This is a genomic window from Mucilaginibacter jinjuensis, from assembly GCF_028596025.1.
Taxonomy (GTDB): domain Bacteria; phylum Bacteroidota; class Bacteroidia; order Sphingobacteriales; family Sphingobacteriaceae; genus Mucilaginibacter; species Mucilaginibacter jinjuensis.
On sequence record NZ_CP117167.1, the window covers coordinates 86,854 to 99,816 of the forward strand.

At 43.8% G+C, this 12,963-nt stretch carries 12 protein-coding genes; 6 read left to right on the forward strand and 6 right to left on the reverse strand.

Annotated features, from left to right (window positions below; genetic code table 11):
• Positions 1-84 precede the first annotated feature (84 nt).
• Positions 85-846 carry a DUF6515 family protein gene (locus PQO05_RS00410; protein ID WP_273630653.1) on the reverse strand — a complete coding sequence of 254 codons (762 nt, stop codon included), beginning with the start codon at positions 844-846 and terminating at the stop codon, positions 85-87.
• A 205-nt stretch (positions 847-1,051) separates the two neighbouring features.
• On the opposite strand from PQO05_RS00410, the gene PQO05_RS00415 reads away from it, so the two are divergent.
• Both PQO05_RS00415 and PQO05_RS00420 read left to right on the forward strand, forming a co-directional pair.
• Positions 1,052-2,674 (forward strand): NADP-dependent glyceraldehyde-3-phosphate dehydrogenase, encoded by a 1,623-nt coding sequence (locus tag PQO05_RS00415; protein ID WP_273630654.1) that lies wholly within the window; start codon positions 1,052-1,054, stop codon positions 2,672-2,674.
• A 399-nt stretch (positions 2,675-3,073) separates the two neighbouring features.
• A complete protein-coding gene (locus tag PQO05_RS00420; protein ID WP_273630655.1) occupies positions 3,074-3,829 on the forward strand; it encodes a hypothetical protein in 756 nt (251 codons plus the stop codon).
• On the opposite strand, the gene PQO05_RS00425 is transcribed toward PQO05_RS00420, so the two are convergent.
• Positions 3,830-4,462 (reverse strand): fumarylacetoacetate hydrolase family protein, encoded by a 633-nt coding sequence (locus tag PQO05_RS00425; protein ID WP_420490478.1) that lies wholly within the window; start codon positions 4,460-4,462, stop codon positions 3,830-3,832. It abuts the gene before it with no gap.
• Between the two features lie 26 nt (positions 4,463-4,488).
• Positions 4,489-4,683 (reverse strand): hypothetical protein, encoded by a 195-nt coding sequence (locus tag PQO05_RS26705; protein ID WP_420490388.1) that lies wholly within the window; start codon positions 4,681-4,683, stop codon positions 4,489-4,491.
• 35 nt (positions 4,684-4,718) lie between these two features.
• Here PQO05_RS26705 and PQO05_RS00430 point away from each other — a divergent pair, with 35 nt between their 5' ends.
• On the forward strand, positions 4,719-5,138 hold the full coding sequence (locus PQO05_RS00430) for a hypothetical protein (RefSeq protein ID WP_273630656.1): 420 nt from the start codon (positions 4,719-4,721) through the stop codon (positions 5,136-5,138).
• Between the two features lie 165 nt (positions 5,139-5,303).
• Here PQO05_RS00430 and PQO05_RS00435 read toward each other — a convergent pair whose 3' ends face one another.
• Positions 5,304-5,735, reverse strand: a complete 432-nt coding sequence (locus PQO05_RS00435; RefSeq protein WP_273630657.1) for a putative quinol monooxygenase — start codon at positions 5,733-5,735, stop codon at positions 5,304-5,306.
• Between the two features lie 167 nt (positions 5,736-5,902).
• Here PQO05_RS00435 and rimP point away from each other — a divergent pair, with 167 nt between their 5' ends.
• The 3 genes from rimP to infB all read left to right on the forward strand — a co-directional run bounded on the left by rimP (position 5,903) and on the right by infB (position 10,796).
• Positions 5,903-6,370: a ribosome assembly cofactor RimP gene (rimP, locus tag PQO05_RS00440; protein WP_273630658.1), complete on the forward strand. Its 468-nt coding sequence runs from the start codon at positions 5,903-5,905 to the stop codon at positions 6,368-6,370.
• A 2-nt stretch (positions 6,371-6,372) separates the two neighbouring features.
• A complete protein-coding gene (gene nusA, locus PQO05_RS00445) occupies positions 6,373-7,614 on the forward strand; it encodes a transcription termination factor NusA (protein WP_273630659.1) in 1,242 nt (413 codons plus the stop codon).
• Positions 7,615-7,676: 62 nt separating this feature from the next.
• Positions 7,677-10,796: a translation initiation factor IF-2 gene (gene infB / locus PQO05_RS00450; RefSeq protein ID WP_273630660.1), complete on the forward strand. Its 3,120-nt coding sequence runs from the start codon at positions 7,677-7,679 to the stop codon at positions 10,794-10,796.
• 120 nt (positions 10,797-10,916) lie between these two features.
• Here the strand turns inward: infB and PQO05_RS00455 are convergent, their stop codons facing one another.
• Entirely contained in the window at positions 10,917-11,060 is a 144-nt protein-coding gene (locus PQO05_RS00455) for a hypothetical protein (RefSeq protein ID WP_273630661.1), read from the reverse strand.
• Positions 11,061-11,207: 147 nt separating this feature from the next.
• Positions 11,208-12,947, reverse strand: a complete 1,740-nt coding sequence (locus tag PQO05_RS00460) for a S41 family peptidase (RefSeq protein ID WP_337942262.1) — start codon at positions 12,945-12,947, stop codon at positions 11,208-11,210.
• Positions 12,948-12,963: the final 16 nt, after the last annotated feature.

The window sequence follows — 12,963 nt, forward strand, 5'->3', positions numbered from 1 at the left end:
AAATGCCAAATGGTTTCAAAATATGATGCAAAATAAAAAAGGACACTGATAACCAGTGTCCTTTTTTATAGCGGTATTTATTGCTTATTGTTTGTCTTTATCCTCTTGTTCGTTATTTGCTTCAGGTACGCTAACAACACGGTAACTGGTGCCATTTTGTCCTTTAACTTCTTCCAGGTAAATATTATCGATAGTTACCCAATACTTTTTACCGTTCAAAGTAATTTTGCGTGCGCCTTCTGGCAGCTGGTCCGTCATATCGCCAACTTGTGGCATAGGGGGCGCTGTATCAACAGTAGCTGTACTGTCCGGCGGGGTAATGCCCTCAGGGTTGGTATTCAATACGCCATCTTTTCCGGCAACTAAAAACACTTTTTTGCCATCGGGGGTAACGGCATTTTTGTAATACACGCCGTTAAACTCATAATACTGCACACCATCAATATTAATAGGGCTTGCACCTTTAGGTAAGGATGGCACTTCGGCACCAACCGGCGGAGCAGTTACCTGGTAACCACCATTTGGGCCTGGCTGATAAAAATATCCGCCTGAATAATAATATTGGTAAGGACCCCAGAAAAATGGGTAATAACCATAAGGCAATGCGCCTATAAAGCCATAACGTGGGTAGCCGAATGAGCTGTAGTAGCCGCCGAAACCAACGCCTACTCCAACACCGATGCCAACGCCAAAGTGTGAGTAGCCGCCGCCATGATAATAGCCACCACCAAAATGACCACCTCCGCCATGGAAGCCGCCTCTTTGGGCATCAGCTGTAGATATAATTGAAATAGTTAAAAGCCCTGCAAAAAACAGGGTAGATAGGGGTTTAAATGTAGTTCTCATGATATGAATAAATTGTTAACGCGCTTTTTTACAAAAAAATTATATCGTCTTAAAATTAAAACTGTTATTTAGACTAACGGCTACCCGCAAGGTTTAAACGCCAATTAAAATATATCTGTCAAATTTCATGCAAAAAAACGGCTTCTATTAAGCATTACGCTGTTTTTTCCGAAATTGTTACACTAAATCAACCAACAATAAAAACATGAGTTTTCAAGATCAAATCAGATCTCTGTTTGTAGATGAAAGCCAGATCCCGGAAGAGTTCCGGATCGAAGAGCTTCATCAGCGCGAATACCTGAGTGGAGGGGAAATGAAGAAGTGGGATGGGGAAGTGAGCGCGGTGTATTCGCCTGTCTGTTTGCCAACATCAGAGGGGTTATTACACAAATTAATTGGCACCTATCCCTTAGGTACCGAAAAGGAAGCCAAGGAAGCATTGGATGCTGCCATTAAGGCTTACGACAATGGCCGTGGTGAATGGCCAACCATGAGTGTGGAAGGCCGCATTAAGTGTATGCAGAAGTTTGTATACAAAATGGTGGAGCAGCGCGATCTGGTGGTACGTCTGCTGATGTGGGAAATTGCAAAATCGTATGCCGACTCGACCAAGGAATTTGACCGTACCGTAGATTATATTAACCAAACTATTGATGCGCTAAAAGATATTGATAGGCAATCGTCGCGGTTTGAGATCGCCGAAGGTGTGATGGCACAAACCCGCCGCGCGCCAATCGGAGTGGTATTGTGTATGGGCCCGTTTAACTACCCGCTGAACGAAACCTTTACCACGCTGATACCGGCTATTATAATGGGTAATACCATCCTATTTAAACCGCCTAAACATGGTACGCTATTACACTATCCTTTGCTGCGTGCTTTCCAGGAAGCTTTCCCAGCCGGGGTTGTAAACACAGTTTATGGCCGTGGCGCTAACGTTACCCCGGCTTTAATGGAGAGTGGTAATATTAACGTGCTGGCCTTTATCGGTTCGAGCAAGGTGGCTAATGATTTAAAGAAACGACACCCTAAAAGCAACCGTTTACGTGCGGTGTTAAGCTTGGATGCCAAGAATGCAGCCATCGTAACCAAACATGCCGATTTAAAATTGGCTGTTAGCGAATGCGTGTTGGGCGCATTATCATTTAACGGGCAGCGTTGTACGGCTTTAAAAATCATCCATGTACATAAAGATGTTGCCGATGAATTTTTGAAGCTGTTAAGCGATGCTGTGAACGCCCTTGTGCCGGGTATGCCTTGGGTTAAGGGTGTTAACATTACCCCGGTTGCCGAGCCAACCAAACCTGGTTATTTGCAGGCTTGTATTAACGATGCTATTGCCAATGGTGCTAAAGTAATGAACGAAAACGGGGGTACTACGGTAGAATCTTTTGTATTCCCGGCAGTGGTTTACCCGGTTAAGAAAGGAATGAAGCTATACCTCGAAGAACAATTCGGCCCGGTTATCCCGGTATTGCCTTTCGAGAGTATCGAGGAGCCGATCCAGTACCAGATTGATTCGCCGCATGGTATGCAGGTGAGTATTTTTAGTAACGATGCCAAAGAAGTAGCTGCGCTGATTGATCCGTTTGTGAACCTGGTAAGCCGGGTGAACATCAACAGCCAGTCGCAACGCGGGCCGGATGTGTTCCCGTTCACCGGCCGTAAAGACAGCGCCGAAGGAACGTTATCTGTTCATGATGCTTTGCGTTCGTTCTCTATCCGCTCACTGGTTGCAGCCAAGATGACTGAATCGAACAAAACACTGATCAACGAAATTGTAAAAGATCACGACTCGAACTTTTTGAGCACGGATTTTATTTTTTAAGGATAGATATTAAAGGTTATAAAAGAAGGGCTCGTGATATTTACGAGCCCTTCTTTTATATACAACTTGTCATTCTGAACGCAGTGAAGAATCTTCTTCAACAAGTATTAGCGAAAACAAAACCGGTAGCATTTACGCAGGAGATTCTTCACTGCGTTCAGAATGACAAAACTATTGCTGTCCTATTCGCTGTCGCAAGTTTAGCGCAGCGTAAATGTGACTGTACATTGGGAAGCTTCCAGCTTCCATAAGATGAAACCATGTGACACATTAACCATCCCGATAATGATCGGGACGGCAGCGCAGATGTAGCATAAGCATCCCCATTTTCGTAAAAGCACTAAATCTCTTTTTTGAGAGAAATTATTATCTTAACCGAACCTAATTATTACCCTGTTGATGAAACCTTATCTGTTTGCTGCAGCGTTGCTACTTATTTTCTCTTCGTGTACAAAGCACTATTATCCCTCGGCCATGTTTCAAAATGATGTTCAGTATATGTCTAAACCGTATTCGGGCGATTCTGTGCGGCATGGCACCTATGTATCCGGCGCATTGCTTTTAACTGGGAATTCTGGTAATATAGATGACGGTGCATCGGCGGGCTTGCTTAACATTTATCAATCCTATACATTAAAAAATCCCAATTTAAACATCAGCTATGGCGTTTTAGGGTTTGCCGGTAATTATAGAGCAGGTACAGATAATACTAATATCTCGATCGATAAAAACTTTTACGGCCTGGGTGTAAACTTTTCTATGTCGCCATATATCAATCGGGGTAATGTAGACTGGCGCATTATTGGCCTCGACCTAACCTATACCAAAGAATTTGGCGACTATGCCGCTTTCAGACAAAGGATGCTTAATACCGATAAGCTTACGTATTACCGCAAAACAGATCTGTTTACTTATGGCCTTTTTACCGAAGCTATGGTTAAAGTTTCTCCCGCGGTTTCGCTGGCATTTAAGATTGGGCTAAATAATACACCAGGCCAAAAGCAATACATTAACGGGATACCGTTTAACAATGTTGGGTTTAATGCCAATGTGGGCGTTAGGCACTTCTCTTTTAACCTGGCCTATAAGTTTATGCCTACAGATGCTGCGCTGATACTCCTGGGTTTACAACTTGGCGCCGCTTACCGGTTTTAATTATGGCTTGTAAGCTTTAACCGTTTGGCGTTGGCTGCCTAAGCCCTCAATACCCAGTTCCATTATATCGCCGTCTTTTAAAAACACAGAGGGCTTCAACCCAATGCCCGATCCCGCTGGTGTACCGGTTGAAACGATGTCGCCCGGTAGCAGGGTCATAAACTGGGTAATGTATGATACGAGGTAATGCGTTTTGAAGATCATATCTGCCGTGTTGCCGTTTTGCATGGGCTTACCATTTACATTTAACCAAACGCGCAGGTTATCAATATCGGGCATTTCATCGGGCGTAATTACATACGGGCCAAGCGGTGCGAAAGTGTCGCAGCCTTTGCCCTTATCCCAGGTACCATTGCGCTCAAACATAAAGGCACGTTCAGATACATCGTTATGCAGCACATATCCGGCTATGTAATCTTCTATATCAGCCTCGTCAATGTAAGTCGCTTTTTTGCCGATCACTACTGCCAGCTCACATTCCCAGTCTGTTTTTTCTGAACCTTTCGGGATAATAATCTCGTCATTCGGGCCGTTCAATGCAGAGGTGCTTTTAATAAAGATCACCGGTTCTGATGGTATCGATGCTCCTACCTCAATAGCATGGTCGCGGTAGTTAAGGCCTACGCAAACTATTTTTGATGGGCGTGCAACAGGGCTACCTAATCGACATCATCAGCAATCTTAATAAGCTCAGCTTTCTTTTCAGTAAGAAGGGCTCTTAATTGTTCAATACCACCGTTAGTAAAGAAGGCTTCGTTATAGTCGTTAATATAAGCCGAAACATCGTACCGGATATCATCTATTATAACTCCTGGTTTCTCTTGTCCGGCTTGTCCGTAGCGTATTAATTTCATTATGGTAATGCGTATCTTGCTTGCTGTTTCCAAATATGAAAAAAACTGTCTGGTTATTGTGTTTTATTTTGGTGGGCTGTGCAAAAAAGCCCAATCAGCAACAGTTTGCGGTGAAAATTACCGGTGCCAACAGTGTTAAAATTGCAGGTATCGATTACAACATTCTTTCTAACCTTAACGGGGATAGTTTAGGCCTGTCCCAATGGCAGGCCATATTACCAGTTTACAAAATGCCTGCCGATACCGACATGATGGATTTTGTATCACCCCAACCCGGCAAATACAAATTGATAAAAGATGTGTTGGTATTTGTTGCCGACACTCCTTTTCAGAAAAACGCTAAATATTTTGCCCGTTATTACAAACTGCACGATGATAGTAATGCCTGGGACTTAATGAAAGGTAAATGGAAAAACGGTTCGCCGAAGTATGCAGAGGTTATATTTACGCCGTAAAGTCGGGATTTATAAGGGCGAATTATCCTAAATCTTACCTATTAATGTTAGAAGTAGTAGCACTGTCATTGCATTCCCCTAATTTAGGGGAACACTACTGTCCGTGCAATTTGCAACAGCGTTAATAAGGGGTAAAAATTCGGATGTTTCAAGATTATGTCAACCTTACATCTCCGGCTTCTTCGCTACACGAACCAGCCTAACATCTTCAAGCTCCAATTTGGTAACTATATGCTCCACAGTTGCTTTGTATTTCTTAAAGTGCGGTGTTTGTATGTGCGCCTGGTATGCAGCAGTATCCGCATAAATTTCGAATATGGTAATATGCGACGGGGTGGCTTTATCGGCAACAGCGTAATAAGTTAATACGCCGGGTTCTACACGTACGGCCGTGGTCATTTGCTCTTTCAGCGCAGTGTTGTATTGTTCTATTTGTGCCGGGTCTACCTCAATTTTTGCTATTCTAACTATTTGGTCTTTGTGCTGGGCCATCGCTTTTTCGTTAAAACAAAGTGTGAGTATACCTATAGTAGCTATCAAAATTAACCAGGTATTATTGTTGAAGAGACTTTTAATCGCCGTTTTAAATGTTTTCATGTCATTTTGTGCCTTGGTAAACGAATATAGTGATCGAGGCTGATAAATTTCATACAGGTACATAACCTAAACTACTTGAAAATCAAATAAAAGTTTATATATTTGCAGTATCTGAAAAGAGGGGGCAATTTGCCCCCTCTTTTTGGTTTTATCAGTTAAACAACAGGATGACGAATATTGAGAAACGGGTTACCGAACTGGTGGAAGAAAAACTAACCGAATTGCCCGAGGTTTTTTTAGTTGATGTGAAAATGCACAGCAACGGAGATCTGATCATTTTGCTTGATGGCGACCATGGCGCCGGTATTGATGCCTGTGCACAAGTGAGCCGCTATGTAGGCTTTAAGTTAGAAGAAGAAAACACCATTGATACACCGTATAACCTCGAGGTTTCGTCGCCGGGTATTGATACGCCTTTGAAACTGAACCGCCAGTATGTAAAAAATATTGGCCGTACAGTAGCCGTTAAGTTAACAGATGGCAGCAAAAAGGAAGGTAAGCTTACTGCAGTTGATGCTGATAAAATAACAATAGCAGAACAAATAAAAGTTAAAGGTAAAAAAGCTGAAACGGCGGAAGTTAGTATCCCGTTCGATCAGCTGACAGAAACAAAGGTTTTAATATCATTTAAATAAAGATGAGCACAACCAGTATTAATTTAATTGATTCTTTTCAGGAATTTAAAGATTTCAAGAACATTGACCGCCCAACCATGATGAGCGTTCTGGAAGACGTTTTCAGAAGCATGATCAGAAAAAAATATGGTACGGACGAAAATTGCGACGTAATTGTTAATACAGATAACGGTGACTTGGAGATCTGGCGCACCCGTACCGTGGTTGAAGATGGTTTCTCTGAGGATGATGACCTGGAGATTGAGCTTGCAGAAGCTTTAACCCTTGATGCCGATCTGGAAGTTGGTGACGAGTATGTAGAGCAGATTACACTGGAAAGCTTTGGCCGCCGCGCTATTCTTGCAGCCCGTCAGACTTTGGTTTCTAAGATTCTGGAACTGGAGAAAGACGAGATCTTCAAAAAATATAAAGACCGCGTTGGCGAAATTGTAACCGGTGAGGTTTACCAGGTTTGGAAAAAAGAAACTTTGGTGCTGGATGATGAAGGTAACGAGTTGTTACTGCCAAAATCTGAGCAGATCCCTGCCGATTATTTCAAAAAAGGCGATAACGTAAAAGCGGTGGTTAGCAAGGTTGATATGATGAACAGCAACCCTAAAATCATCATCAGCCGTACTGCGCCTGAGTTTTTACAGCGTTTATTTGAACTGGAAGTTCCTGAAATTTTCGATGGTTTAATTACCATCAAGAAAATTGTTCGCGAACCGGGCGAGCGCGCTAAAGTGGCCGTTGAATCTTATGATGACCGTATCGATCCGGTTGGTGCCTGCGTAGGTATGAAAGGTTCACGTATCCACGGTATCGTTCGCGAATTAAAGAACGAAAACATAGACGTAATTAACTACACCAATAACCTGCAACTGTACATTCAGCGTGCATTATCGCCTGCTAAAATCACTTCTATTAAATTAGATGACGATAAAAAAACCGCTGCAGTTTATTTAAAGCCCGATCAGGTATCATTAGCTATCGGTCGTGGTGGCCATAACATTAAACTGGCAGGTAAATTGACAGGTTACGAAATAGACGTTTACCGCGAGGCCGACGAGCATGAGGAAGATGTGGATATCGAAGAGTTTTCAGATGAAATTGACAGTTGGATCCTTGACGAATTTAAGCGTATCGGTTTAGATACCGCTAAGTCTGTTCTTGCGCTAACTGTTGGTGAATTGGTTAAACGTACTGATCTTGAAGAGGAAACCGTGAAAGAGGTTTTATCTATTCTGAATGCCGAATTTGAATAAAATCGTTAAGCAGAATTAAAAATCGTATTTTTGCATAAATAGCACAGAGAAAGTAATAATAAATGTCAGAAGACAAATCGATAAAATTATTTAAAGCAGCTAAGGAACTGAACATTGGTATAGGTACCATCGTGGAGTTTTTAGGTTCGAAAGGCTTCAAAGTAGAGAAGCAACCTAACTATAAACTCGACAGCGATATGTACTCTGCCCTGTTGAAGCAATTTGGTGCTGATAAAATCATCAAGGAAGAAGCCAAGCAGATCAACATCGGCAAAATACGCCGTGACGAGCCTGGTTTTGTACCTGAAAAGAATGCAGAGCCGCATTCTACCCGGTCGAAGGATTTTGAACCGGAGGAGATACTGATCAAAAATGCCGGTCAGTTCTCTACACCTGCCCCGGCAGAAAAACCAAAACCACAGCCAGAACCAGCTGCCGATCGTAACGATGGTAGCTTGCCTGGTGTTAAGGTAGTAGGTAAAATTGACCTTAATGATCTGAGCGGTAGAAATACCCGCCCGGCTGAAGTTAAGGAAGAAGCACCTGCCGCACCTGTGGTTAAGGCACCGGAACCAGTTAAGCCGGTTGAAGCTGCTGCCCCTGTGAAGGAAGCACCTGCTGCACCAGCGCCAGAAGTTAAACCAACCCCGGCACCTGTGCCAACCCCTGCCCCGGCACCGGTTGCTGCTAAGCCAGAAGTGGTAGAAGCTCCTGTTGCTAAACCGGTAGTTGAAGCTCCTGCTCCTGTGAAGGAAGCACCTGCTGCACCTGCGCCAGAGGTTAAACCAACCCCGGCACCTGCGCCAGTTGCGCCGGTAGCACAAACGCCGCCGCCTGCTGCTCCTGCAGCGCCAGAGGCACCGGCTGCTGCACCGGAAGACGAAGTAATAAGAGCAAAGGCTGATCGCCTGAGCGGACCAAATATTATCGGAAAGATCACCCTTCCGGTTAACCCGCCTAAACGTGGGCCGGTAGCATCGTCGTCAAACACAAACGCTGCCGATCAACGCCGTAAACGTAAACGTAAGGATACGCCTCCGGGCCAAAATCCTCAACAGGGACAAGGCGGCCATAACAACCAGCAAGGTGGTGGCCAGGGACAAGGCGGCCAGGGTAATAACCAAAACCGTGGCCCGCACCAGGGTGGTAATAATCAAAACCGTCCGGGTGGCTTCAACCAAAATCGCCCAGGTGGTAACAACAATAACCGCCCAGGCTTTGGTAACCGTAACGCTACACCAAGCACCGGCCCTAAAGAAGAGCCTACAGAAAAAGAAATACAAGATCAGATCAAAGCAACACTTGCACGTTTAAGTGGTGCTGGTAAGTCTGGTAAATTCGCACAGCGTGCCAAATTCCGTCGTCAAAAACGTGATGATGTTGCAGCCAATGCGGAGGAAGAAGCATTAGAACGCGAATTACAATCAAAGGTATTGAAGGTAACCGAGTTTGTTACGGCAAACGAGCTGGCTTCGATGATGGATGTGGGTGTAACCCAGATCATCTCTACCTGTATGAGCTTAGGCTTGTTCGTATCTATTAACCAAAGGCTTGATGCCGAAACTTTGACCATTGTGGCCGAAGAATTTGGTTACCAGATAGACTTTGTTAAACCAGAGGACGAAGAGTGGAACCTTGATGAGCCTGATGCTCCTGAAGACCTGATCCCGCGTTCGCCGATCGTAACCATTATGGGTCACGTCGATCACGGTAAAACTTCATTACTGGATTTTATCCGCAAAACAAACGTAATTGGCGGTGAAGCGGGGGGTATAACCCAGCACATCGGTGCTTACGAAGTAACCTTGCCGGATGATAAAGGTAAAATTACATTCCTGGATACACCGGGTCACGAAGCGTTTACCGCTATGCGTGCACGTGGTGCCCAGGTAACAGATATTGTTATCATTGTTATTGCTGCTGACGATAGCGTGATGCCGCAAACCCGCGAGGCGATAAACCACGCGCAGGCTGCAGGCGCACCAATCATTTTCGCCTTCAACAAAATTGATAAACCAGGTGCTAATGCCGACAAAGTGCGTGAGCAACTATCTGCTATGAACATTTTGGTTGAAGAATGGGGTGGTAAATACCAAACCCAGGAAATATCAGCCAAAACCGGTTTAAATGTTGAGCTGTTACTTGAAAAAGTATTGCTTGAAGCCGAATTGTTAGAGCTGAAAGCTAACCCTAATAAACGTGCCGTAGGTACTGTTATTGAGGCAGCATTAGATAAGGGCCGCGGTATTGTAACTACTGTACTGGTACAGGCAGGTACATTACGTGTGGGCGATCCGATACTGGCGGGTTCATACAGCGGTCGTGTTAAAGCGTTATTTAACGAACGCGGTGCACGTATCGATGAGGTTGGCCCATCAGGACCGGTACAGGTGCTGGGTATGCAGGGCGCCCCTACTGCGGGTGATAAGTTTAACGCACTGGAAAGCGAAGTTGAAGCACGTGAAATTGCAAACAAACGTTTACAATTACAACGCGAGCAAGGCTTACGTACACAGAAACACATCACACTGGATGAGATCGGCCGTCGTTTGGCTATTGGTAACTTTAAGGAACTTAACATTATTGTTAAGGGTGACGTGGATGGATCAATCGAGGCATTATCTGACTCGTTATTGAAACAATCTACAGATCAGATCCAGGTTAACATCATCTCTAAAGCGGTTGGTCAGATCTCCGAGTCTGATGTATTATTAGCTTCGGCTTCTGATGCTATCATCATCGGTTTCCAGGTACGCCCTTCTGCAAGTGCGCGTAAACTGGCTGAGGCAGAACAGATCGACATCAGGTTATACTCTATCATCTACGACGCGATCAACGAGATCAAGGCGGCGATGGAAGGTATGCTTGCACCAACGTTCGAAGAGAAAATTGTTGCCAACGTTGAGATCCGCGAAACCTTCAAGATCAGCAAGGTGGGTACCATTGCAGGTTGTATGGTGTTAGATGGTAAAATTAACCGTAACAGTAAGATCCGTATCATCCGCGATGGTGTGGTGATCTACACCGGCGAGCTGGCTTCACTGAAACGTTATAAAGACGATGTGAAAGAAGTTAACGCAGGTTACGAGTGTGGTTTAAACATCCAGAACTTTAACAACATTGAAGTGGGCGACATTGTTGAAGCTTACGAAAACGTAGAAGTGAAACGTAAACTGAGCTAATCGGTTAACGAAACATCATAACGAAGGCCTCCTGATTATATTGGGAGGCCTTTTATTTTATAATGAATATGATATTAAAAAGAAAGCCCGATAAATTTTATCGGGCTTTCTTTTTATCCACTACATGTGGTGATGATGATGAACCACACGGTGATGTACTTTGTGTACATGATGATGATGTCTTGCATGATGATCTTGTGCACTGGCAGAGCCATATACAAATAGGGCAACCATTGCCACAGCGAAAATTTTAAGCGCTTTCATAGGTTTGTTATTTGGGGTTATTGTTAAAGGTTAAACACCAATTTGGCGTAAAGGTTTAAATCTTTATTGAACTGTTAATTATTGGTGCAAATAAGAAGGGGAACCGTACCATTGGCCCGACTCCCCTTTTATTATAATTAAACAGGCTTACTGATCGCTATCTTCAGTGCCTTTGTCAGTCTTTTTAAGGGCTACAGCAGCCAGTTGCGGTTTGCCAATAACTTTGTACTCTCCCACTCCTTTTAATACGGCAGCAAGCTGATTTTTGTCCTGCATGGTTTTAACAGCCTGTGCAAGTTCTTTGTCGTATTTAAAGTTTACTTCGTAACGGCCTCTCTCATAATAATAGCGTGAGGCGATTTCGTTCTCCAGCACTTGCTTGATCTCATCCTTGTGGATTTGCAGATCATTCTTTTTGCTGGCCATCAGCTTGTTTTTCAAAACGTCATACTCAGTCTGTATCTCGCCGAATTGCTTTTCTTTGGTAGCCTCGGTTTTTAACGAGTTAAGCAATTTTTCGCTATTGGTATTATAGGTATAATCTTTGCCGTTCAGGTACTTTACAAAATCATTATAGTCATCATCATTCATCTGGAATGATAATGCATCCGGTATTTTTGGGTGGGCGTTACGGTAACGGGTAGCGTAATCAAAGATCATCAGCTTACCAACCAATGCCTGGGTAATGTTAGCAAAACGTTCCTGCTTAACCATAATATCAGGGTACACACCACTGCCGTCGTATACAGAACGGCCATCTTTAGTTTTGTATTCGTGTAATGATGAATCGGCCATTTTGTTAACGCTGCCATCATCCTTACGGTGGGTATAATCCAATGCCTGTACACAACGACCAGATGGGATATAGTATTTGGCAATGGTAATTTTAACCAAACTGTTATAAGGCAGTGTGAATGTTTGCTGCACCAGGCCTTTACCATAGCTGCGCTGCCCGATAATCACCGCCCTGTCCAGATCCTGCAATGAGCCCGCAACAATTTCTGAAGCCGATGCAGAGCGGCTGTTCACCAATACTACTAAAGGCAAATTAGGCTCAATCGGGTTGCTTACGGTACGGTAGGTGAAGTTCTTTTCTTTGATCTTCCCTTTCTGCGAAACAATCTCTACATCCTTGGCCACAAACAGGTTCACAATTTTTACAGCTTCCTGCAAAATACCGCCACCGTTCGAGCGTAGGTCGAGAATGATACCTTGTGGATTATTCTTTTTCAGGTTAACAAGCGCGTTGGTCACCTCATCGGCAGAATTCTCTAAAAATTTATCAAGCTTAATATAACCCATATTACCGCTTACCATACCATAGTAAGTTACGTTGGGCTGCTTAATTTCATCACGAACGAGGCTTTTTTCAATCGGCTGGGCATCATCGCGCTTTACTAAAAGCTTAATGGCTGCACCTTTGGTGCCTTTAAGTAAGGTACTTACCTGGTCGTTGGTTTTGCCTGAAAGATCAATATCGTTGATCTTAACCAACTGATCGCCGGGGCGGATATCTGCTTTCTGGGCAGGGAAGCCGCTGAAAACATCGGATACAAAAACTTTTTTATCACGGTTAAATATGCTGGCGCCGATACCACCGTATTGGGTACTTACATATTTAAGCTTGTAATCTTCAATTTCAGATTCGGGCACAAACTCGGTGTATGGGTCTAAACCATCCAGCATGGCATCCACGCCCGATTTAATGAGTTTGGCCGAATTAATATCATCTACATAATTGATATTAACTTCTTTATATACGGATGCAAAAACATCCAGATTTTTGGAGATCTGAAACAGGTCTTCATTAAAGCTCCATACCAGCACAGCGAGCAGAAGTGTGGCGGTAGTAATACCCAGTTTACGGTAAACGTTTTTCTGCATCATGGCCCGAAATATTTTA